Genomic DNA, 24339 nt, shown 5'->3' with positions numbered 1-24339 from the left:
TCCACAGTTGGATAAATATAAAGTGATTTGCATCAATTCCTTTCCGATTTCATGTAGAAATATGTGATTCCCTTTATGCTTTTTTATAGAAGTGATAGTCTAATAATTATTGAATTTCCGGATACATTTTCTACTATTTATGATTTTTTACGTTCCAACATCAAATTTTCCCTTGTGGGAGTAGATCTTTCCCCTATTTTTGATAACCTATAATAGTTTTATCTTTATTTCTTTTTAATATATAAGATACATATTTATAATAGATTTTTAATACAGCTAGTATGCTTGTTAATAAGATGTCCGACCTAATTGAAAATATTTGTAAAATCCGTTATAATAATGGTAATTAAACATATCATTACTCCCATGTAAAAGGACAAATCTACGAATCCTTATTAGGACGAGATTTGTCTTTTTTTTCATTGAAAATAAAAAACAACATATCAAAAAGGAAAAGGGTTGTTTGTCCGTTTTCCTTTTTGATATGCCAACAACCGAGCGTAGCAAAGGGCGGTAGCAGGTTTTTCACTTATTTTTTGTTATAATATATGATAAGAATTTAGGTGATTATAATGAACAAGGGTATTAGTATAGAAGTAGTATTAGAAGCATTTTCTGCTTATTTAGCAGAAAATGGACGTAAACAATCTAGGATTGAACTTTATAATTACGATATTACTGGTTTTTATAAGTGACTAAGAGCAAATGAGAAGCTCCTAGATATCAAATCATGAAGTGAACTACCTAAAGAAAATTATTAGGAGTATTTCTATGCGCTAGAAAACAAGGCACAGAATATGGCCGTTCTTAAATAAATTGAACATGTCTTTAGCGATAGATACTTCAGTAGATGATTTTCACCTCTCATTAATTCCTGATCAATCACTAAGTGATAAGGATTTTATTACCGAAGCAGAAGAAAAACTATTAAAACAAACTACCCTTTCAACAAAAGGATTAACAGAAAGACACGTTGAATATCGCCCTCTTATTATGGATAGAAACGCTTCTATAATAAATTTAGTAGTAAACTATGGGTTGTCCTTACAAGGGCTTGTATCGCTTAATATGAGCCATATACAGCTTGCTCTTTAATTGTTCCAGGAGAAAATGGTGTAACTAGGTCTGTTTCCTTAACCAAGGAAGATACAAAGCATCTTTACAAATACTATATAACTATTCCTGAACATGTAAGGCTTAGACGGTATACAGATAATCCTTTGTTTATAGCATTTAATTTTAATCAGGGAACATATCGTTGAGTTTACGAAAAAGATGCGCCAAAGGCTTTGTCTGAGGTTGCAATACAAAAGATGATACGACTTGAATTAAAACGTGAAGGGTTGAATAGACATATCTTGGCGCAGCAAATGCGAAATACATTCATTGTTTGTCTTATTAGGCAAGGCTCTTAATTACTGTTATCACGAGAGGTTTAGAAGTGTATAAACAAGCGATTAGCTGCTTATATATCTGTATTAGCCTAGATATTTTGTAATGTCAGTGAGATATCAGCAATCATAGAAGTGTTTCTACTCCAACCTAGGAAGCCAAGATATCAATAGGTTTTGTACGGTTCTCTAGCAGAATCTCAGCAATTGTATTACATAATAGTGACAACGGACTATCTTTTCCCCACTTTAACCTACAAAACAACAATCTCGAGATAAATTGACTTTTTTCATTTCCTCTTTAATTTCTCTATAAGTATTCATCATTATAAAACTTGCCCCTTCTTTTTTACATAGAAAAAGAGAGTCCCTTGCTATAGGAACCCTCTCTTATGCATATCCTCTATTTTTAATCAATCACAATTTCATGTATATTTAGCTTGTTTAATTTTTCATTATAGAAACTCATTACTTTTTGAGCATGTTGAGCCATTAATCCATCTTGGACAGTAAGTGCTTCAAAATACGGATAACGAATGTTTGTAACATAACCATTCAGCTGCACGTATTGTTCTAAAATCAATGAGAACTCCTCATCTAATTTACGACAAAATTTGTGCAGCATTAAAAGGTTATGAGTTTTAGGGGCTGTTCTAATGTTTAGTGTAAGAAATCCTTTTAGAGGTTTCCCAACACATTGTTGACTATGGTAACAAATAACTGAGGCAGGGAAAGGTTTCATGTGAGTTAAGTACCTAGCAGAATCTAAATTAGATTTTGCAATGAATAGCAACTCTTCTAGATCCTCAGTATTTTTCATATAAAACTTGCCCCCCTAGTGCAATTTTGTATTCCATGGTTACATTACGGTTAGCACGTTCTTGAAACTCTTCAGGTCCATATACTAAAATATCAACTGGTGTTTCCATCACATCGTAAATACCCCAATTGATAAGATTAATCACTTCTCTCTTTCTTGTTCCTACACCATCCACAATAATACAAAGATCAAAATCACGATCTTTATTTGGTGTACCATAAGCATGAGAGCCAAAAAGGATAATTTTTTGGACAGAAGACACGGTCTCACAAATTTTTTGTACTAATAGGTTTAGCTCTCTTTGTACTTCCTCGTTAATCCAAATCACCCCTTGGAAAATAGAATTATATTGACGTTTAAGTATATTATATATGCGCTTCTCTTCTCCTTACTATTACATATTTATTTTCATATTGTGCCCTTATTTCCCAACGTCCTTCAATGCTTAATAACATTTGTAAACCTTCTTGAAGTCTTGTTAGAACCCATCATCACAGATACCTTATTCCTTAACTTGATGAAGGACGAAAGTCTAAAGGTAAGTGAAAGTTAAATTAGGGGTTACTTGTAATAGAATGCTTTGTTCCTCTGTAGTTGTATATGAAGCAATGTTCTGTATGTAAATACATCTAAAGATTACCTTCCCAGTGGTCTTTAGATGTACTCCGCAATTTAAGTTTTTTAGAAAGCCTTTGTTTTTAATAATGATATCTTGGAGGTAGTGGCTGTGGATTGAGTTCTACAAAAGTACCAGGAGGTAGTGGTTGCGGGTTGAGCTGTACAAAAGTATTCCATGACCCATATGGAATATACTGCATAGGATTTGGTGTAAATGATGTATATACCTGTAGATGACAACACGGAACTATATGCATTAATATTTCATCTCCTTCAAAATAATAATTCGTTCATGACAACTTATGTATTTTAGATTTAAGTAAAGTAGTAATACTACCTAATTTTTAAAAATAGTTAAATCCAATTTACTAGGACAAAAATACATTCATACAATGAATATATTTTTGGATGAGAGGGGATATTTTATGGGATTTGAACCAAAAGACACAGTCTTAAAAATTGCTGAATTGGATAATATCCGCTTAACTAAAATATACTTTGCCCCAGGCTGGATTGTATTCAACAGTAGTACTGGGGATAAAAGCGATGTTTTTATGTCTATATCTAACGTTACTGGTACAGTTATGCTAAATTCTGATAAGAGTAGTCAAGTTAGTTTTTCATACATCCTAAATAACAACAGGACCCTCTTGGGGGAAGTAGTGTGGAATCCGGTTTTTAAGATTCTTTATTTAACCAAAGATGGAGGGTTCCTTACTGAATGGCGGGATATTGTATCACCTGATTGTAGGTTAAAGAACTATACTGTCACGCACACGTGGACTATTCCACGCAATATTTATGATGACTTTGGGAAAATTCGTACTTTTCTTAGTACCTCCTCAGCACCTTGGTATCCTTGTCCTAGGTAACAAAAATTATTATTCAGATTATAAGAAATAGGATGTCTCAATTTTAAATTATTGGCTTTTATCGCTAAAAATTTAATAAACTGTCATCTAAAAAGAAACTCTAGGTTAGTCAATAATTCGTATAGGGTGCAGTTTCTATTTCATTTACAATATTTATTATACATGCTTCTCTGCAGTGTAATAAAAAAGACATTGAACAAATACGTTTAATGTCTTTTTCCCTCTAATATACTTGCCTTGTTTATCTTGTATTTATATACCAAGTAACTGCTTCTTTTTGGCGTTAAACTCATCTTCTGTAATAACCCCTATATCGCATAGCTCTTTGAATTTCTTTAATTCGTCTGCTGTTGATATTGGAGCAGATACTGCTTGTGGTTGAGCTTCAGTAGGTTTGCTTTTTAAAGCATCTAGAACTTGATGGATATGATTATTAATGGATTTTGCTGAATCTTTATCTAACGCAACTTTGATCTTTTCTTGCGGAGTATCAATTGTTAGAAAGCCTAACCACATCCCTATTTCAAAAGATATATCATTTATCTTTTCATGATCTACTGCTTTGAATTTTTCACCAGTCATTGTTTTTTGTCCGAACATAATGCGTTTATTACTTATGGCGTAGGCATAATAACCATCATGCTTTGTTGTAGATTGATAATCGTGCATTCCGATATAAGTCATATGAATTTTTTCGCCATTCATCAAGTTATCTTCTAATACCTTGAAGTGTTTTACACCCCACTTTTCATTAAAGCCAGAACCAAATGTATTATCTATACAGAATTGATACATTCCTTCAGCGCATGACAATGGATCCTCAGCAAGTTTTGCTACCTTTGCATCGATTGTAGCTTTCAATTCTTCGATAGTGTCCGTACTTACACTTACAACACCCAAGCCACCTGCTTTATGAAAGCAATCTGGGCATAGCCATGCATCAGATTTTAGTATTTTATAACGATTTAAACCAACCTTTGTATCACAAACACCACATACTGCCTTTTTAAAAAAAAACATAATTTTTCCTCCAGTTATATATATCGAATAGTAGTAAACAAACCTAACTTTCTACGTAATATTATAATTAACAAATATAAGTATAACACACCTAAAACACTATAGGATGCCAAACAAAGCCTTAACCATTTGTTCCTCTATAGTTTAAAAAGAAAAAAGACATTGAACAGTTTGTTTCAATGTCTTTTTTCTTTTTAAATGTTTGTATACTCAAAGTATAGTTTTTCTGGTTTTCCATATATGTTAATTTCATTTTGATATAGGACAGCTAATGGCTGAGACATCTCAATGCTTTCCACATAGGATAATGAAGCAGTTGCTTCTATTTTTTCTTTAATCTCATTAGGAATGGCTGAATAAGATAAGTTATTCATTTTACTTCCTAGTTTAGTATCTGTAGCAGCTTCATAATAAATTTCGGTAATTAAGACTTCATTATCATCTGGAACATACATGTATCCTCGATTAACTGTAATCATATTATATAACTCCTCTCAAGTTTCATATTCTAATTCCTTGTGCTTTTAGCATTGCAACAAGTCTTTACATATTTAGATTCCCTTGTTCTTCTCTTTCGAATGCCATTATGAATTGATACTTATTATCTTACTTCATAGTGAAATTTTGGAATTTCCAACAATATAAAGTTTTGATTTTATAGATAGTAAGTTCATAACTTTTAACGTGTTAATTATTTTTTTCTTTTGAAAATTTTAAATGATTTCCCCTATTGATAAGATTGGCTTATCTAAAGTAATTGCATGTTCATATTTCATCATAAATATCCTCTTTTCTAAATAAAAAGCACGAAATATGTGCGTTTTATCCATATTTTTTTATGCTATACTCTGTAAAAATTCATATAATCTCTCCCCTAAATTAAACAAAAAGCACAAAATTTGTACTTTCTCATTTAGCATACTTTTAGTCCTAAAGGTTTATGTATAAGTGATTCCTAACTTGAAGACAACACAAAAAGGACTTCTTCAAGTCGATTAAAATGTGCATAGCAAAATAAGCTATATATACACTAATCGGCTCAAAGAAGCCCTTTCATAATTGAAACAAAAATATAACTTGTTTCTAAAACTCAACCACAACACATAGGGCGTGGGAATAGACGGAATCAATTAAACAATAAATATAGATTTATATTAAACCATTTTTATATTATATTCAATTGTTTTCAATAGAACAGAGATAAGAAGGAAGTTTATATGCAGATCCCACATGTATTGTATAATAATGCCCCTGATTCCCCTGCTATAAATCCCCTCTTATATTCAGGCCCTGGTGTTACTTCATGTACTGTATTTCAAAATATAGTTTTTCGGGCTTTTGATTTTGAACTAAATAACAAAGTATTTCCTTAATATTTTTTTCTTCTACTTCAACATTTTCCATATAGGTCATACTTTCGTTTTCCTGGACCTTTTCAAAAATAGCAATAGGTACTTTAACTGGATCAAATATCCCCATTTTACTGCCTAACTTTTTTTCTGATGTACCATCATAGAAAATTTCATTTACTATTACCTCATTATTATCAGGATCGTACATGTACCCTCTTTGTATACGTAGCAATATAGTACTCCTTTCTTGTATATTCCTCCAATGAAATAACTATATTTGTATATAATGTTATTTTATTAACAGGTGTCAAAGAATATTATTTCGCAAAATCCTTGCTTTGTATAGAGGTAGATACAGGATTATTAATTTTGTTAAGTTTTTTTGAATATTTCAAGCTAATTATAAAATAAACAAGCCACCCTTGAAGCGAAAGCTTGTAAGGTGGATTAGTTTTCTTTAAATAGCTTTGTATCTAATTGTTTAATCTCCCCTTCTGCAAGAGGTTGATAAAAAGCGTGTTGTAATCCTTGAAAATGTAAAGATTCCCCTATGCATAACAATACTTTACCAGGAATTAAATCAAGTAATAGTTCATTATTAATTTTCTTTGCTTGTTTTTTAGTAGAAACATAAATAACTAAGATTGTAGGGTTATTCCCTAAGTCCTGCATAATAACATCTTTTCCTGACTCTACAAAAGTCTGCCATCTAGCAATTATTCGTTTTAATCGATCCTTTTGATCAGATAATAAGGTGGAGTATACAACAAAGTTAAATTTACGTTCTTTTCCTCCATTTACTATAAAACTTAAAGAAGGGGTAAAAACCCCTTTACTAATAGATGGATGCATAATATGACCTAAAAATGAAGGAGCGTAGCGTAAATGACAAAGTAGGTCTATGTCATGCCAATAACGTAGGTGAACATATTTACCATGATTGTCAAGACGCTCTGGGGCAAAGAAGAACATATTCCCTTGCCAGTATTTTAGTAGTTTAAATCCATTATTGGATAAGGTATATGTTTCTTCAAAGATTTCCATATCAAAAATTTCTACTTGCCATTTTTCTATAAATTGATAGTAAAGTAATCCTTGAAGTGCATTATTAATTTTCTTCCGTGAAAATTTATTCTTGAATAGATATAATAAATGATTAAACCGAACAGATGTATGAACACCAATGAAATTGAGTATAGCATATTGTTCCACTGTTAAAAGCTGCTTAAACTTAACTAATTCGTCATAAGAGTGGAATACATAGGTTTTATCCAAGTCATGTATCCGATATATTTGAAGTCCTTGTACATCCTCACTTGATAAATGAGGAATAGAAGGAATATAAGTAGACATTTGTTTCTTTATTGTACGCATAATCATCTATTAAAATTGGTAAATTGACGAATTAGATTTTTTACTTTGGCCTTGCGGATAATTTAGAATACGTACAGTTCCTCTTCTATTTTTAGCATCAATATTAAGCAGCTCACATGTAACAATTGTTTGGTTTATTGCGTCATCCACGGTTGGATTTGCCAGATTACGACCCTTTAACCCTTTAAATTGAATACCTGGTGCAACTTCTACGAAAATCCCAGCAATAGCATCTACACCTACAATTTTACCTACAAAGCGGTCACGTCGTTTGTTTAATTCTAATAGTTTTTCCATTGGATCCGTTTCAAGTTTCTTTTTATTTCCTCTAAACTCATAGCGCCCATCCTTTTCCACTACTTTATCGATGATAAGCTCTACAACATCGCCAATAATAATATCCGCCGAACGAACGAATGAATGAGACCATTGCGAGTATCTTACTCCTACTGTTACACCATGAACTTCAACCAGAATAGTTTGTGCAGATGGAATATGTCCAGAAACTGTTCCTGTGTATACTTTATTCCCCTCTTGCTCTACTATTTCTTCATATAATTTTCTTTGCAGTGCAAGTTCTCCTGCAGTGATAGATACAACAGCAAAGTTCCCTTCCTCAGTTCTTTGGAAATGCTCAATAATAACGGGTTTTGTTTTACCTATCAGCCATTGAGGATTTTTAGGAATATTTATACCTGCCTCTGTAAGTGGACAATATGCTGTCGTATGAGTACCAATTTGCATTGTGAGCACTTGTATCCGCTCAGATGTCCCGTTTTTAGTTGGGAATAATTTTTCAGATACTATTGTAATTAAGCCTTTCCCTACAGTACGTTCACGTTTCATACGAGCTAATTCTTCTAATTCATGTTCACGTATTCTTTCAAATTGATTGAAAGTTGATTCTATAAAGATGTCCTCTAGCGTGTTATCCGGTTCAAATGCCATCCCTAGTTCTTTTGTAATATGAGTATTTACCTTATCTTCAACCATTATATTTTCCTCCTTGAACGTAAAAAAGGACACACCTGTACCGTTGGAATGGTACGTAAGGTGTGTCCTTCACGTAAGTCATGTTTTATTTGTATAATTATTAATTAAAATATAACGTTTTTATGTAATTTGTGCAAGTATTATTTTTTGAAAAGGGAAAAGTTAAAATACTATATCTAACCTTTCCTCCTAATTTAAGTTAGATTTTCCCTAAAAATATAATCTTGAATAAAAAGTTATTTTAGGTTTCTATAGGTATTAATCAAAAAAATCATCTAATTCCTTACTCATTACATTAGATGTATTTTTCTTTTGTTGCTGGTTTTTATTAAGTAGTGAATTTGTATTGTTATACGTATTCTTTTGTTTGGCTTTTAAGTTTTTTTTGCGTTCTTTATAGTCGATATGTTTATCTTCATGCTGCTCTTCATTATTTCTAGTGTTCTCTACCATATTCTTTTCTAAGTTTTGATGAACAGTAATGCTAATAGATTCGTAAACTTTTGCAACCTCTTCATCAAGTTTATTTTCTTTAGTGGGATTAACTGTTTTTGTAGCTGGTTTCAAATTAGTTTTCATATCTGTTTTTGTTTCCTCTAATACTGTGGTTATAAGTCCCTCTGTTAGAAGCTTTTTTTGCAATGGATCAGTTTCTACAGGAATTCCTAAATGAATTGGGTAATCTATATCCCTTTTTGGTTCCAGCATAGTATTAGATACCTCTTTCTTCCGTTCTGCTAGCTCCATATTTTTTTTAGGACCTACTATTTCCCTATGTGTCTCTTTTGTTATATTCGGCAGCTCGCCATTCCGTTGTAGGGCATCTTGTAATCTTGAAGCACGTGTATAATCAATTTTAAATGCGTTCTGTAGTGCATGTATAGAAGAATTCCCTGATGCCTTAACAAAGGCTACTACATCATCATATAGGATGTCTTTAAAGAAGCCTGTTTCCTCTTGCTTTGCTTCTGATTTTTCGTTTGGAATGCTATTTTCTCGTGAAGTCGTATTATCTAAATCTGTATTAGATGAAGGAGTAGTATTGATTTGAGAATCCTTTGATAATATCAACGTATTATTATTGTTTGAAATTAAAACTTTACGAGGGCTATTCCCGGTGTAAGTGCTCACAATGTGATTGTGTTCTAACTTCTCAATAAATTTTACAGCCTTTATATGGCTGATTCTGAATTTTCTTTGCAAAAGAGATGGTGAGATTTGTTGTGATTCAATAACGAATGCCTTAATTTCTTCATACAACTTATTTTCAGTTTCTTCAATAACATTTCCCTGTTGACTGACATCCTTAAAATAATCAGGAAAAGTTACATTTTCTACAGTGTTTGTTTCTATGGAATTATTTTGTTCTATTTTATCACCATGCATAGGTGGAAATGATTCTATCTGTTTTTTATTATTTGCATCTACATGTTTCATAGGATTTGATTTTGCGATAGATTCTTCAATGAGTCGAAGACGTTCAGTTTCCCAATATTGTCCAGACTTGATCTCTACTTGAATGATTGCTTGAGTAAATTCCTCTTTGGGTACAAAGTTACTAGTAATTTGTTGTACAGGTTGCACATGATTGTCTTGTACAATACGCGCAGCACAAATGAAGGCACCTTGTGCCATAATATCTCCTGGTGACATAACGACTTCTTTTAATTTTTGATATGTCGAACCTAAGCGACTAACGGGATTCTCTTGCATAGGAGAAATCCCTTGTTCGGATTCGGATTCTTTAAATTCCTCTGTTTCACCAAACATGTCAGAGAAAATTTTCGCATCATATGGTGTTACATCACCAAATATCATCTTGTTACGGAACGAACCTAGTAAAGTAAACATATACTGCTCTGTGAAATCCAAAGCTAATTGAGATAGTGTTTGACTTGCAATTGTCAGAATGACTTTATATTTACGAGATTGTGCAGGGAATTCTTTGAACGGGCGCACAACATAATCAGGGAATTCATCCACAATAATATGATGGTATGGTGAAATATTTGGTTCTCTTCGGAATACAGCATTTTGCATACTTAGTAATACGAATTTTCCTAGTACATTAGAAAGATCTGCAAGTTCTCCTTTGGCTGTATTTACTAGTAAAATACCACCTTGCTCTAGGTGAACATCAAAATCAAAATCTGATTTTCCAAATAAAACACGTCGTATTAAAACATTTGAGGCTAAATCTTTTAAGATGTTACGCAAACCTTTTACATATTCTTCTTCCCGGTCATAATGCATTGGTTTTCCACGATATTTTCCAGATTTATAAACGGCCGGTTCCCCTTGGAAACCCGTTTTTTCACGAATGGTATTATCGAACCATTCATCGATACCTTTTATAATCTTATATTCGTTTTTTTGATCACGTGAAGCAACACCACTTTGAACAAAATCATATAATTTTTCTACCTGTACTTTTAATAGTTTGTGCATACGGTGTACACGTTCTACATCGTCGTAGGGTAAGCGCCCAACGCCTTTTCACATTACTGTGATAGGTTTTCAAACGCTCCCCTCCGAACCGTACGTACATGTTTCCATGTATACGGCTCTCCACTTATCCTCTGAATTTCAATCTAATCTTCCAGCGTGCAGGTCAACATGACACTTTTTACACAATGCTAGTGTCTTGCGGTTGCGAGCTATCATGATTTTTTCCCAAAGTTGTTTTCCTTTTAGTTCTTTGAGTTTTTTAACATGATGCATTTCGATAGCGGTGTTTTCAGTTTGACACCACTCACATTTACTAGCCTTAAGGCGTTTGATTAGACTATTGCGTCCTGCATATATCATAGTATTTGGAACAATATCTATTTCTCTATTAGTAGTTGGATTTTCATAAACCCTTTTCAAAGGTTCATTATAGAAATATCTATGCTTCTGACCAGTTTTAGTCGTGTAAGAAATTCTAAAATTGCCTTCATGATTAAACTTTTCCATTATTTTGCTGACTGATAGTTTGTATTTGCTTGCAAAAGTTTTTACCATGCTGAATTTCATAATGTAGCGAAACTTCTGTAGGCTGTGTACATTTTTTGCTAGTTTATAGTAATTATATAAACCTCTAATTTCACTATTGTATATACTTAGAATTTCTAAATTGTCGGAGTTTATTAATTCGGCCCTATGAATAGACTTCCAGCTACTATCTTTTTCGATTTTAAGAACTTTGAGCTCCTTAAGTTTTCCAATCCATTTTTCCTTAGGCATGTAAATTTCGCACTTGTTTGATGCATACCTTTTGGCTATTCTACTGTTTGAGCCTTTGTATACAGCTTGAAGGTTACTTATAGTTACATCGTATCCAAGGAATCTCGCTTTCATTTTACCGTGTGTAATGAGTGTTTTCTCTGATGATAGTTCAAGATTTAGTTTATTCTTTAGAAAAGCCGTAAGGTCTTTCTTTACTTCTTCTGCAGCCTGTTTTGAACCGATTATCCCTATTAGGAAATCATCGGCATATCGTACATATTGAATTCTCTTAAAGCTAGAATCCATTAATTCTACTGAACTCATTGTACGTATATCTTTTTGAAGCCTTTTCACTTCACTTGTAATCTCAGTTAATTCATTGTGTGGAGCCAGTGCTTTTCTATCTGCGAATTTCTTTTTTAAATACCAAAGTCTCTTATATTTTTGGGTATATACTATGTTGTTTTGTCGGCGTGTGCCTTTATCAAATAGTGTTTTATACTCTTCGATATACTTATCAAGTTCATTTAGATAAATATTTGATAGAATTGGGCTAATTATTCCTCCTTGTGGAGTGCCACTATAAGTATTATTGAATTTCCAATCCTCTAAATACCCCGCTCTAAGAAATTTCCAGATTAAATTAATGAATTTTTCATCTTTAATTTTTCTTTTTAGCAGTTTGATCAAAATATGATGGTCAATATTATCAAAGAAGCCTTTGATATCACCTTCTACCCACCACTTAACTCCTTTGAAGATTTTAGTTGCTTGTGTTAGTGCTGTATGACAACTGCGATTACGTCTAAATCCATGAGAATTGTTAGAAAAGGTCGGTTCGAAAACAGCTTCTAGGATGTTTCTTACGATTTCTTGAACTAATTTATCATCTATAGAGGGTATCCCTAAAGGCCTCTTCCCCCTATTTTGCCCCTTACTGATATATACTCTGCGAGATGGAGCTGGTTGATAACTTTGATTTTTAATTCTTTCAATAATTTTATCGATACGTTCCAAACTCATACCATCAATGGTATGCCCATCTGTTCCTCTAGTCATGTTCCCTTCTTTTGCATATATTTTTTGATATGCTGCAAAGTAGAACTCCTGGTTATATAGATTTCGATACAGACGTTCAAATTTATAAGCTGGGTTAATTGTTTTTTTATTCAGATTGTCTAATACTGCTTTTGGATTTCTCATTGTGTCTCACACACCTTCCAATTTTGTTTTAGACCGGATAAGTTGCCTTCCTTCGCCATGTACTAGGCTTTCCCTAGCTCGGACTACTATGAAGGCTCCGTTGCCTTATTGGGTATTCAGAAGTCACACACCTTGTTAGTAACTTGGTGTCATTCTTCATAGCCAAATTCGCATGTATGCCGGTGGCATCCCAACTTAGGCAATCCCCATTTAGATAGATAAAGAATAGCTTTCATAATGTCGGATGTGACGTTCGACCTTTTCCACTTACTGTGGCTGGGAGGGAGAGGCTCACTGATAGCTTATATGTACGACCTAAACTATCCTCTTTATAACCTTGTTCCCTAGTAATGTATCAACTACCTTTCATTACTCGTATTGCTGACCACCCTTGGTCTATCATTCAAGCAGTGTAGCCTTCATCCTTATTTATGAGTTTTACCTTGCCATTCAGTCGTGATCTTAGTAGTTGACCAACTTATGACTTTATCACCATGCTGTTTTCCCCTTTAGGTTTCCCTTCTAGGTGAGGTGATTGGTAATAGGTCTTTCGTGAGCTAACCTAGATTAGTGCTATTTAATCAATTCTAAATCTACCCTTATGGGCGCACGTACATATCTATTAAGTCATCAAAGGTCACATCTTTTTGTGGGTTATGTAGTTTTAATAAATAAATATGTTGCTTAAGGTGGTTCCGTTGTGCTTGTTCAAAGAATGCATTATTAGATTCCGACAGACCCTGGATAACCATTGCAAAAACCTCGGCTACTTTATCAACTGGTCCACGTAAAATATTAATGTTTTTGGTATCAGGGTTTGTGGGATCAATATAATAAATTGAACTTTCAGGAATCTTGTGTGCTTGTACTAACTTAAATACCTTTTGACATAAATCATTACTCGGTTCAATAACAGTTATCCCATTTAAAAATGTTCCTTTTACTTCTTCTGTATCATAATTATTCTTTTTATACGTATTTTCAAACTTATTTATAAAACGTACCATCCAGTGTAAATCTTGATTAATCATTGGAATAATTAAACTAGATGTCTTACCAGAACCAATAGGACCAATAATAATTCCATTTAGGGTTCTATCTTTCCCCTTGATTCGAATCATTTCTTTGTGCTTAATATGAGGACCTATATCAACATCAGGATATATTTGTTCCTCTTGGCTATTAAACCACTTTTGCAACTTATGATTTTTATATTCGTATTTTTGTACCCACTTTAAGATTTCTTCTCTGTAACGGATAATATGGCCACTATACCAAAGAGTAAACAAAATCATAAATACGGTCGGTAAGAATACAAATATCATGGTGAGTGTATGGAAATTTCCTGTTAATACATCCCCTATTGCTTGATATTCACCAAAATTAACATGTTTTGCTTTATTCATAAGATAAGGAATAACTTTCGCATGGATAGGAGTAGTTGCAAACCATAAAAACTGAATATCTACTGCAATATGAGAAGCAATTAAAATTAATAACTTGCCATTTTGAAATTGTAAAGCTGGGATACGGCTGTAGAACCTAAAACTAAATTCTCCTAATAGCAAAGAGAAGAACATTAAAAATAGTGGTACATATGTAATTTCTATAGGATAAGACGGTGGTTCAAATGCATAGTAGAGTAACTGGATGTAGTTTGCTACACCAAATCCAAATGAAAGGATAAATCCGCTAATTAAGGCGATTGTAGTGTATAATGGTAATCTTTGCTTAGATGTCTCCATAAGGGTTCACCTACTTTTTAAAGACATAGTTGAGCTTTATGGTGTAATGTAAAACGATTATGAAGTTCTGGCTTGAATTGTTCCTTTGATTTTTTTAGAAAGAACTTCGCTGCATCTTCAGTTTGTTTTAAATATAAGTCAATACTATCTCCTTCACACAATTGGTTATATTCTTCTTGAGAAAGTACTGCAATATTTATCTCTAGTTTGTTATTCGCCGCAGTTTCAATTATTACATCGTACCAATAATAATTAGGTTTCCCTGGAATTTTGATATCTTGTAGGGAAACGCAAAATTTAGCTCCCCCTTCTGTAATATGTTTAAGGACTAGTTCTGGAGTTTTAAATGCTTCTCTTGCTGAGAGCACTCCCCCAGCAGTTGTTGCAAATTGTAAGTTCATTGTCATTTTCCACTTCCACCTTTCTCCATACAAAAAAAGGCAAGCGACACCCACTGTAAAAACAGCGTGTGTCGCTTGCCTTAATTTCATATGTTCTGATTTGATTGTAGTTTTGAGTGTTTAGTTCAAACGTTATTCTATCACCTTAAATAATAAAAATCAATAAAGTTATATAAAAGTATATAAAAAATAAACGATTAATATAATTCTACAAGTTTACGTCTTTTCGGATTAACGTTATTTGCAGCATGTACCATGATCTGTTCATCGATTGCTATATTTGTATTTTGAATGGATAGAAGTAGTACATTATTATAAGTGTCCATCAGTAGAATATCTCTAGGATTTTCACGTTTAGGATAGATAACTACAAGCGGAACGCCTTCATCTCCATCCCTTCTTGAAAACACGACATCATCTAATCTTGCAATCATTCGGTAATCATTTTCATTTCCAAAAATAAAAAAGAAATCTTGAATAGAAGCTTTATCTCTCTTGTATGTGCGTCGAAGGCCACCATCTATTGATTCTTTAAACGTTTGAATTTTTTCGACAAAAGTGTAACGCCAATTGACATCTCCTACTGTACGTTGAGATAAAGGAAAAAGAATATCTTGTTCCAAGTTTTGATTATCATTTGTTCCTAGAATGATATCTGAAATAACATCCCCAGCATCTTTCAATGAGCAAATGTGTACATTTAGATTTGGTATATTCATTAATAATTCATGATGCTTCCGCATAGAAAATAATAGATTTTTCATACGTATGTATGGCGGTTCTGCATCTTCAGCAAGGAACATTGATTTGTCGTACATAACAAAGACAACCGTTACATCCTCATTTGTTTTTTTTGCATATTCTATGTACTTCTCTACTTTTTCAACTAAGATAGAATTTGTCTCTTTGCACATGTCCATCTCAATATGGATATTTTTATCTTGGTATGAAATATGTTCATCAGGAATCAAGGCCAATTGGTTGTCCTCAATTTTTATATTTTTTTTCTGGTAAAAAGAACGAATATCCAATTCATATAATACTTCATTGGTTTGTGTCTTCTTTGTAGTCGCTAAAAGAGTACGGATCATGACTTCACGTGAACACATAGTGTGAAGAGAAGTTGTTCTTGAGTACCGTCTTTTTGAACTTTTTTTGGGAATTCTTCCTATTTCCAATAAGAATTCAATTGTCTTTTCTTTTAAGGAGAATAAAGCGCGTTTCGTAATACTGTCAGCCCTTTTATCTATTCTTTTAGTTAACATAGCTCCATATTGTGAGTACCGGTCAAGCTTTGTAAATATGCTAGCTTCAGAACATTCTCTTCCCTCAAATGCACTATATAACTGCGTGATTTGCCTTGTTGTAAGTGCTCTTTTGTAATATAAAACTGTAAAGACAAATATGTCAGCTTCTTTTAAGTGAAAATGTTTTTGGGTACCTGATCTTCTATATTTATACACTTTTTCGGACAATGCATACACCTCTTATATTGAATTAAACTAAATTAAATACTTATTATTTTTAATATACTATTACATTGATGTGGTGGTTGTAAAACCTGAAAAAATTAATAAGACATTTTAATTTTTAGAGGTACTTCATTTTGTACGTTGAAGTTGAGATGAAAACTACTCTTATAAATCTCTTATAAATTATTGATTTATAAGGCTCTATTAAATCGTTTGTTTTGTTAGGACGAGCTACTACTAGATACCTAACAATAGTTATAATGAAATTCTATTTATAAAATAATGTTATGACGTCCTAACATTTATTAGATAGCCAAACTACTATTTTAATTGATTAAAATTATTCAAGATTTATAAAAAGGTTTATTGATAATAAAGAATAATTTTTTCTATCCTTAATTCGAAATTCAACTTTTTATTAGTGATGAAACGCTCTTTTCAACTTCTACTATTTGCTCAATGTAAAATTCCAACTTTTTCTTTTATGTTTTTTTCTTGTATAGAATCATAAATTCACTTAGACAAATAATATTAATTGTTTATACCAAATCATAAATAAGTTAACAATATGTCTATAGATACTTAACATATTGGTTTTAGTCAATTGAATTACCTTCACTTTTTCTTCGTTAAACAAGGAGTTATCTTAACTGAAATAATAAAATTGAACAGTTGTTAATTTTATGTGAGGTTGTAATTGCTATCATCATTCCTCCTGCATTACAAAAAAATTTATTATAATGTAAGTATCACTTTGATGTTAATAAGATGAGATTTCACTTTTAATAATCTAGTTTGAACAAATGTATCTTTTTTATAATAGAGATGTGGTTGTTAGCCTACTACTTTTAGAATGTCAAAGTTGATTTATCCTAGTACTCCCTTTTTAATATGTTGAATATCAAGGGTATTGATGCTGTTCATATGAAATTAACAACCTCTTCTACTGGCTTTTGAGGAATGAATGAAATTGACAAGGAATTGAATTCAAATGAGGAAAAGAGGATGATTTTTCTTATAACATATATAATAATGTGAACTAACAAGTACTAAGTGAAGAACAGTACATTAACATAACATTAACAATGAGCGGTCTTATAAGTGATAAATCCCGTTAAAACAGCTAGGTAACAAAGAAAAACTTAGTGTGAATTGCTATAAGAATGTCTTGAAATCTCCCTAGTAATATAAATATACTCGAACAATATTTATTGTTGGAATATTAAAAAAAGTTTAGTTGAATTATATAAGCTTTATAAATACAGTTTACATACAAGTTTTATATAAGGGTCTTATATAAAACTTGTATGTAAACTAGATAATTTGTTTTTTTGATTTAACTACGATATAAAAGTATTATTTTATACATTTTATATATAAAGCTTATATATAAGGTGTATAAGTTTTTCTGGAATTTTTATGCTGAAAAAATTGGTGGTTTTTTATCTGTTTTTTAGAATTTTGATTTGGTTTTTTTAATAATCTTTTTTGAAATGTCAATCACATGAAATTTAAGATTGATATAACATGTATACGCATTATATATAAGGCGTATACATAAACCCTTATAAAATATATATTAATTCTATTTTTAATTTTATAAGTCTTATATACAAGTCCTGTATATAAGTTTTATTTATAATGACTTGATATACGACGTGTAATGATGTACTATGTTTCTAGGAATAATTAACCAGTGTTTTAAGGGGGGGACGACTTGAACGAAGTTTTAAGTGAAAAATATCAAACAATCAAGTTTGCAGATGAAGTAGTAAACATGTTTGCTGATATACTTGAACAAGATGAGATACTCTATAGTGTATTTCTATACATAGGAAACATAGTAAATAAACAATTTCAAGAGACGAAGTACATGAGGGGCATATCTATTAATGAAATAGTGGAAAATGTAGTTATTGATAGGAGAGTAAAGAAAAAAAAGGGAAAATCCTATTCTTTAGAGGTTGAACGTACGAATATATCTAGACGTTCAGCTGAAATAAGTGTGAGTACACTATCATCAATGTCTTTAATCTATGAAAAAACCATGCACCCATATAAATTTTTGATCTCAACTTATAGAGGGCAACAAGTACTGATTGAGTTAGGGAAAAGAAAAAAGATAAATAAGGAGAGATAAAATAATGGCAAAAAACTTCTTGAAGAATGAAGTGGCAGTTAAAATGACGATGGTCGGTTTTGGTCAAGCTGGTACTAGAATGGTAGATAAATTTGCGGAATATACACATACAGATGGTACAGCAGTATATAATTGCTTAGCACTAAACAGTAATGATGGAGATCTAGCTGAATTAAAAAATGTACCCAAAAGTAATCAAGTTTCACTGAAATTAGGTGGTTTAGGTAAGAATCCTGAGCGTGCAGTAAAAGTCCTTGATTCAAATGAGGAAGCAAAAGAAAAGCTAAAAGAATTTATTACTGAACGAGTAAGACCTTCGGATGAACTTGTTTTATTTTTTGCAGGTTTAGGTGGAGGAACTGGAACTTCTACAATCATTAAGGCTATTGAAGAATTTTCGGCTTTTCATAACAAGCCAGTAATCAGACAAGAATTACAAAAAGTTGCGCAGCTATATCCAATGTCTGAAATCAAGGCGAATCAAGCGAAGTTTGCGAGAATAGCCTTTGAAAATGCTATTGAGCGCAAAGACTTTATTAAAATGGGGATTGTTGTAACTCTTCCCGTCCGAGCAGATGGGCCTGATGTATTACGACAAGTAAATAAATTTTCACAGGAAATTTGGAAATTAGCAAATGATAAATCAAAAGGTGTAGCATTTGTTGTGTTTGCTGATAACCAGCATTTTTATGATGAATTTAAGGAATTGAATGAAAATGAGAAAAAAGGTATCGCTAATTCACGAGATTATGCAAATCAACGTATTAGTGAAATTATTCATGAGTTAAATACCGCTGCTAATGGATCTGGTACATCTGTAATACTGGATTCTCAAGATTTTAAACGTATTTTACTTGAGAAAACGGGCTGTTTAGTAATTAATAAGGTTTCACGTAATATGAATCAAATAGAAAATAGCCATGCAATTATAGAAATGTTCCAAGAATCATTAAGAGGAAGCTCTTTCCATCCCCCGATTGATTTGATGAAGAAGAACGATGATGGTTCTGTTGAAGCATCAAAAGTACATCATTTTGGTATGCTTGCTATCCTAGATGAGCAAAAGAATATTAATGATTCCTTTATGGATGATGCTAAGGTAGAAGTTTCAAATAATTTACCTATAAATGGTACAGTTTTTAATGGATATTTGGTAAGTAAGAATGATTTCTTAGGAACTGTATATACCTTCTATAAAACCGATGCATTACCATCGAGATTATCTAAAGGTTTAGTTGAAGAATTTAATGAATTTAAAGAAAGACAAAGCCAAATTCAGTATAAAAAGTCTCAAATTAGTACGATTGAAAGTATAGATGAGGATGAGGATTTAGGTTTTGCATTTGGAGATTTTATTGATATGGGTAGTGACGAAGAAAATAATAATGCTGGAGCAAATGAAGATGAAGATCTAGCAGATTTTCTAGATCCAGATAAGATGTTTGGTACTACAAAATAATAAAAAAGTCTGGACTAAGTTCCAGACTTTTTTATTATTCCACTGAATCCATAAGAGATTTTATATACTCAATAATATTATCTTGTATGTACTGCTCTATGAAGAGTTGTTTTTTACTCAAGTCTTCCTCTTTTTTAAACCAGCCTGCTTTTCTAGTGCGCTCTTCCTCAGGTTTATTATTCCATAAGCTCTCTGCTTGTTTTCTTAATTCCTGACGTGCCCTATGCTCAATAATAAAATTATCAAGCCTATCTTGGCGTTGGCGTAATTTTAGCGTTTCTACATCTTCTGGTTGTGGTAACTGCTTTAATATACTTTCTACCCTCTCTTCATAATGAGATTCAATATGTTTTATTTTTTCTTCTAACTGTTTAGTTACCATTTTTTCAATAATTTCAGCAGTAGCTTGAAGGTTTAATTCAGTGGATACCTCATTTGTTTGATGTTCTGGTGAAACTGGTCTTAAATCAAATTGGTGTGGTAAAAGGTCAATAATTGCATCTAGAGACCATTTCTCATCCCTTTTCTGCTTTATAAATAGAGCAATTTCAAGATCTAAAGCATTATAGAGTTTTTCATTTGTATTTTGAGTTCTTAAAGTTTCATGAAGTCCCTTTTCTTCTAGGATATTGAACCAATTATAAACTGTATTATGATGACGTCCTACTAGTTTTGAGAATTCTGTTATCCGCCATGCTTTTTCGAAAACATTATCATCTAATATATCATCATCGTTAATTTGATGGTCTTGTTTTTCATTTTTTTGCTCAATCATTGTAACTACCTCCTCAAAAATCAACTCATAAATAACTAATTATAATTAACATGTGAGCTGAGATTAACATGTTAGCTAGTATTTCGATAATATTTGTAAAAATCCCTACCAATCCAGTGAATTACATGAAATATAGAATTAACATGTAAACATATACTTGTTAACAAAACATTAACGTTTAGTATAGAATTCGGTGAATCAGTAACTTTATTACCAATTTGAAATATATAATTGGTAATGTTTTGTTAATGGGAATATATATATTATTGTAGTAGCGTTACTGATAGTTGCTATGAGATTAACAAATTAGGCTACTTAATATTAATGATAAGGAAATAAAGCTATTTTGTAAATAAGTTATAAGGATATAATCCGGGTATATAACGGAAAATACACAAAGTAACGCCCAAAATCTAATTATCACGTATAAAAACTAGTAAAAAGTAAATAATATTAATGTAGAGTTAGTATTGTTCAATAAACAAAACGGTATTTAAGGATATAGGAGCACAATCATAATACTTCGAAGAGGTTCGTCCTACTCCCTATTTACTCGCTACATACAAGTTAGGATCTACTTATGTATATTAATTTAGTATAGAATGTACAATTTAAGTTGTATATTGCATGTCATGATAGAAATTTATGTAGTCAGTATCAACAAAATGATCTTTATCAGCATTAAAGAACAGATTGAGCCTGTGAGTTGGCATTAACATGAAACATGAAATTAACATAAAATTAACACTACAACCACCTATTGTTAATGTTTTGTTAACTATAATAGATATAGATCAATGCTTTGTATACATGTTGATTTAAAAAGATTACCTTTTAACATGAAATGCGAACCATAAACGAAGGATTTTATAGATAATTTTGAGGAAGTTTTTAAGATACTAAGGTTCGACTTAGAATACTAGAATAATCCAAGTGATGTATTTTGTAGATATCCGATTTCCAGTATATGTTTGTATATATTAATAAGTTCATAAATAAGACAATGAGATTGATATGTTAACGAAAATTAGATAAGCATACTTCGAATATCCATAAAGATAACATTGACATGAAATGAGGGATTGCTATGAGATTGATACGACATTAACAAAAAACACCCAAACAAAGGATAAATCATCCTAATTGTTAATGTCATGTTGATCAGAAATAGAAACTGCCATTTACATTTAGAGATATTAGTTATTCTAATGGGTGTTTATGACTTAGATACCCATTAAAAAGTTAATAAAAGTAATTAGTAATAAAATATAGCATGCGCTGGTTTGTTAGTTATTACATTCCAGTAACTAATGATAATAAATGTAGATCTACTAATTGGTTTTACGTTAATTTATATCTGAGTATCATCAGATTGATATAACATGTAAAATATCAATCTGAAATTAACATCTACACATTTTTTGTTTCGTTTCATATCAATGTCGGTTGATATGTTAATTTCATTCAAGGGTATTAGTGTTAGTTAATTGTTTATATGACATTAACAAATTCGGGTTGTGTACTTCAAATTGTGTTAAAAATTAAATGGAGATAGACTTTCTTTGAAACCTTCTTGATCAAGGAGGTTTATAAAAAGAACGGTGTAGCATATTGGGAGTTTTAGTTATAAATAGCAGTTGTAATACTTAGGTATACGACTTATTTATTTGGGCATACTATAAGTATGAGTTCTTTTCTATGATAAAAAAAGTGCAGCTAATATCTTTACAATCTATAATTATAGATTGTAGTTTTTATAGTATTTGAGTAGAAGAAATGATTTTGTGCATCATTCAAATATAAGTATGTACTAACTAGAAGTCATTTTAATTGTTACAAGAAAAATATGTTGTGGATGTATATTCATCATTAGCGTGCTTTTTTGTCTAATAACTAAAATAGGAACTTACAAGCTATTTTATAATATTTGTTTGCGAAATAATGTAATTAATAAATTAGCTTAGGTATGAACTGGATGGGTTAGTTTAACTTGTATTCATCTCTCAATATGAAATTTCATGTCAATGTCAGTTGATATGTTAATATCAACTGAACACGTTTATGTCGCCTGATTGTTTACATAACATTAATATGTTTTAGTCGTTTACTGTTAGTTATGCTATGAGTACTATAAAGATTGTTTTATATCTTAAGTTCCCTAAGGCGAGGAATATATTAAATGATTGTTTTTTACTTTTGAAATTCAGTTGTAAATAAAAAAATGAAATTTTGGTATAAAAATCCTTTATTTAAATATACCAATAGTATTACCTGAATTAGGTGATTAAATGACATATGCAAAAAAAGAAAAAGGTTAATCAATTAGAAGCATTATTTTTGTGACTTTAATTAATAATTGCGAAGTAGTATTGACATTTAGATATTATAGAGATAATCTTATACATAAGTTTTATTGATTAAAATTAATATATGAATCGAGAGATATTTAATTCTTGCTAAACGGACACACCGAGGGCATATACCTGCCATTGGTGTGTCTTTTTTTATTTAATAACTAGAAAATGATAAGGAGAGTATTAAAGAATGAATGAAATTATTAGTGAAAGCAAAAGAAGATTTGATAAATATTGTAAAGATAATCAAGTTTTTGAGGAGAGAATTAATTCTCTTATTAACTACTATTTTTTACTGCTTGCTGATCGTGTAAACATTTTACAAGATAGAGAATTTAATAACGAGGTCGAAGAGAAGCAATTTAAAAGCAATCTCAAAAGATTTGAAACATTATTTCCAGCTGCTGCTAAGAATGCATTTCTAAAAGGATATCAGCTTGGTTTAGAGTTTTTCAAACATCCAGAGACAGTGATTCCGGATTCTCTATTTATAAATCCTAATTTTGTACAAGATATTCCTTTTGCGATTGTAAATGCAGCGGAATTTAGCATTTATGAATTAGTTCGAACGGATGAAACACAAGAATTTAGTGTATTTGCTGTTCGAACGTATGAAGGCATTAAACCCATAATGGAGCAAGTATTTTGTGAAATTGCATTGTTTGGTGCGGAAATTTCGCTTGAGCATGAACGTGAGGAAAGAGGACTGAAAGTAGTTGAAGGAAAAACAACTACTTTTACAAATGTTCCAGTAGATCGTTTATTTACAATTACTCCATCTGTAGCTGCTAATGTTGTGCATGCGGACGGCCGCTGTGAAATCTGGAGTCTAAACTGGAATACAAAATTAACTTTAGATAATCCTTTTATTGAATTAGCGCAAGTAACCATTGTTTACAAAGACAAGACAGAAATACAAAAAAATCTTCGGGATGGATTTATATATGAACAAAGTTTATTTAGTGCGATACCGTTAGAAGAAATAGAGGATCGTTTAGAGGTTAGAGTCAAATATAACCTTATTGATAATATGCCATGTAATTTGGAGGGGTTTGAAATAGAATCACTTCTCACCGAACTATTAACAAAAATACAAAACGCAACAAAAGTGCCTTTTGAAAACATGCTATTACTTTAAAGTGA

General features: G+C 31.6%; 16 protein-coding genes and 2 pseudogenes. 5 read left to right on the top strand and 13 right to left on the bottom strand.

Going from position 1 to position 24339, the window contains the following annotated elements; all coding sequences use genetic code 11:
- Positions 1-572 precede the first annotated feature (572 nt).
- Positions 573-1409, top strand: a pseudogene (locus EBQ15_RS31710) (integrase); the annotation flags it as partial.
- 391 nt (positions 1410-1800) lie between these two features.
- On the opposite strand, the gene EBQ15_RS26665 reads toward EBQ15_RS31710, so the two are convergent.
- Together EBQ15_RS26665 and EBQ15_RS26660 are read right to left on the bottom strand one after the other, a co-directional pair.
- Positions 1801-2211, bottom strand: coding sequence for a HEPN domain-containing protein (locus EBQ15_RS26665; RefSeq protein ID WP_000798818.1), 411 nt, complete (start codon positions 2209-2211; stop codon positions 1801-1803).
- Positions 2198-2584: a nucleotidyltransferase domain-containing protein gene (locus EBQ15_RS26660; RefSeq protein ID WP_033679413.1), complete on the bottom strand. Its 387-nt coding sequence runs from the start codon at positions 2582-2584 to the stop codon at positions 2198-2200. Before EBQ15_RS26660 ends, EBQ15_RS26665 begins: the two co-directional genes overlap by 14 nt.
- 670 nt (positions 2585-3254) lie before the next feature.
- On the opposite strand from EBQ15_RS26660, the gene EBQ15_RS26655 reads away from it, so the two are divergent.
- On the top strand, positions 3255-3701 hold the full coding sequence (locus EBQ15_RS26655; protein WP_000505330.1) for a hypothetical protein: 447 nt from the start codon (positions 3255-3257) through the stop codon (positions 3699-3701).
- Positions 3702-3953: 252 nt separating this feature from the next.
- Here the strand turns inward: EBQ15_RS26655 and EBQ15_RS26645 are convergent, their stop codons facing one another.
- The 10 genes and pseudogenes from EBQ15_RS26645 to EBQ15_RS26595 form a co-directional block, all read right to left on the bottom strand.
- On the bottom strand, positions 3954-4721 hold the full coding sequence (locus EBQ15_RS26645; protein ID WP_000464745.1) for a PH domain-containing protein: 768 nt from the start codon (positions 4719-4721) through the stop codon (positions 3954-3956).
- 194 nt (positions 4722-4915) lie between these two features.
- Positions 4916-5200 carry a hypothetical protein gene (locus EBQ15_RS26640; protein ID WP_000633829.1) on the bottom strand — a complete coding sequence of 95 codons (285 nt, stop codon included), beginning with the start codon at positions 5198-5200 and terminating at the stop codon, positions 4916-4918.
- 817 nt (positions 5201-6017) lie between these two features.
- The gene (locus EBQ15_RS26635) at positions 6018-6305 is read right to left on the bottom strand and encodes a hypothetical protein (protein WP_002183131.1); all 288 of its coding nucleotides are present in this window, start codon (positions 6303-6305) and stop codon (positions 6018-6020) included.
- A 215-nt stretch (positions 6306-6520) separates the two neighbouring features.
- Positions 6521-7447, bottom strand: coding sequence for a hypothetical protein (locus EBQ15_RS26630; protein ID WP_001259170.1), 927 nt, complete (start codon positions 7445-7447; stop codon positions 6521-6523).
- Positions 7448-7456: 9 nt separating this feature from the next.
- Entirely contained in the window at positions 7457-8440 is a 984-nt protein-coding gene (locus EBQ15_RS26625) for a hypothetical protein (RefSeq protein ID WP_000228952.1), read from the bottom strand.
- A 258-nt stretch (positions 8441-8698) separates the two neighbouring features.
- Positions 8699-10915, bottom strand: a pseudogene (locus EBQ15_RS26620) (DNA translocase FtsK); the annotation flags it as partial.
- Between the two features lie 111 nt (positions 10916-11026).
- Positions 11027-12850, bottom strand: coding sequence for a reverse transcriptase/maturase family protein (locus EBQ15_RS26610; protein WP_001245656.1), 1824 nt, complete (start codon positions 12848-12850; stop codon positions 11027-11029).
- 599 nt (positions 12851-13449) lie between these two features.
- Positions 13450-14595, bottom strand: a complete 1146-nt coding sequence (locus EBQ15_RS26605; protein WP_000450209.1) for a type IV secretory system conjugative DNA transfer family protein — start codon at positions 14593-14595, stop codon at positions 13450-13452.
- A gap of 17 nt (positions 14596-14612) precedes the next feature.
- Positions 14613-15086, bottom strand: a complete 474-nt coding sequence (locus tag EBQ15_RS26600; RefSeq protein ID WP_002001865.1) for a hypothetical protein — start codon at positions 15084-15086, stop codon at positions 14613-14615.
- A 107-nt stretch (positions 15087-15193) separates the two neighbouring features.
- Positions 15194-16471: a replication-relaxation family protein gene (locus EBQ15_RS26595; RefSeq protein WP_001291942.1), complete on the bottom strand. Its 1278-nt coding sequence runs from the start codon at positions 16469-16471 to the stop codon at positions 15194-15196.
- A 1714-nt stretch (positions 16472-18185) separates the two neighbouring features.
- On the opposite strand from EBQ15_RS26595, the gene EBQ15_RS26590 reads away from it, so the two are divergent.
- Both EBQ15_RS26590 and EBQ15_RS26585 read left to right on the top strand, forming a co-directional pair.
- Positions 18186-18608 (top strand): hypothetical protein, encoded by a 423-nt coding sequence (locus tag EBQ15_RS26590; protein WP_001006726.1) that lies wholly within the window; start codon positions 18186-18188, stop codon positions 18606-18608.
- Between the two features lie 4 nt (positions 18609-18612).
- Positions 18613-20067 (top strand): FtsZ/tubulin family protein, encoded by a 1455-nt coding sequence (locus EBQ15_RS26585; protein ID WP_001097031.1) that lies wholly within the window; start codon positions 18613-18615, stop codon positions 20065-20067.
- Between the two features lie 34 nt (positions 20068-20101).
- Here the strand turns inward: EBQ15_RS26585 and EBQ15_RS26580 are convergent, their stop codons facing one another.
- Complete coding sequence (locus EBQ15_RS26580; protein WP_000572539.1) at positions 20102-20842, bottom strand: MerR family transcriptional regulator; 741 nt, start codon at positions 20840-20842, stop codon at positions 20102-20104.
- 2544 nt (positions 20843-23386) lie between these two features.
- Here EBQ15_RS26580 and EBQ15_RS26575 point away from each other — a divergent pair.
- Positions 23387-24334, top strand: coding sequence for a hypothetical protein (locus EBQ15_RS26575; protein ID WP_001002555.1), 948 nt, complete (start codon positions 23387-23389; stop codon positions 24332-24334).
- Positions 24335-24339: the final 5 nt, after the last annotated feature.

This window comes from Bacillus sp. 2D03 (genome assembly GCF_003946765.1).
In the GTDB taxonomy this organism is placed as follows: Bacteria; Bacillota; Bacilli; order Bacillales; family Bacillaceae_G; genus Bacillus_A; species Bacillus_A cereus.
Note: the sequence above shows the minus strand (reverse complement) of the source record. Positions and strands in the feature narration are given on the sequence as shown.

Excerpts from the sequence above, each read along its gene's own strand:
- EBQ15_RS26665 (WP_000798818.1), bottom strand. The coding sequence starts at position 2,211 with ATGAAAAATACTGAGGATCTAGAAGAGTTGCTATTCATTGCAAAATCT.
- EBQ15_RS26655 (WP_000505330.1), top strand. The coding sequence starts at position 3,255 with ATGGGATTTGAACCAAAAGACACAGTCTTAAAAATTGCTGAATTGGAT.
- EBQ15_RS26645 (WP_000464745.1), bottom strand. The coding sequence starts at position 4,721 with ATGTTTTTTTTTAAAAAGGCAGTATGTGGTGTTTGTGATACAAAGGTT.
- EBQ15_RS26640 (WP_000633829.1), bottom strand. The coding sequence starts at position 5,200 with ATGATTACAGTTAATCGAGGATACATGTATGTTCCAGATGATAATGAA.
- EBQ15_RS26630 (WP_001259170.1), bottom strand. The coding sequence starts at position 7,447 with ATGCGTACAATAAAGAAACAAATGTCTACTTATATTCCTTCTATTCCT.
- EBQ15_RS26625 (WP_000228952.1), bottom strand. The coding sequence starts at position 8,440 with ATGGTTGAAGATAAGGTAAATACTCATATTACAAAAGAACTAGGGATG.
- EBQ15_RS26610 (WP_001245656.1), bottom strand. The coding sequence starts at position 12,850 with ATGAGAAATCCAAAAGCAGTATTAGACAATCTGAATAAAAAAACAATT.
- EBQ15_RS26605 (WP_000450209.1), bottom strand. The coding sequence starts at position 14,595 with ATGGAGACATCTAAGCAAAGATTACCATTATACACTACAATCGCCTTA.
- EBQ15_RS26600 (WP_002001865.1), bottom strand. The coding sequence starts at position 15,086 with ATGAAATTAAGGCAAGCGACACACGCTGTTTTTACAGTGGGTGTCGCT.
- EBQ15_RS26585 (WP_001097031.1), top strand. The coding sequence starts at position 18,613 with ATGGCAAAAAACTTCTTGAAGAATGAAGTGGCAGTTAAAATGACGATG.
- EBQ15_RS26580 (WP_000572539.1), bottom strand. The coding sequence starts at position 20,842 with ATGATTGAGCAAAAAAATGAAAAACAAGACCATCAAATTAACGATGAT.
- EBQ15_RS26575 (WP_001002555.1), top strand. The coding sequence starts at position 23,387 with ATGAATGAAATTATTAGTGAAAGCAAAAGAAGATTTGATAAATATTGT.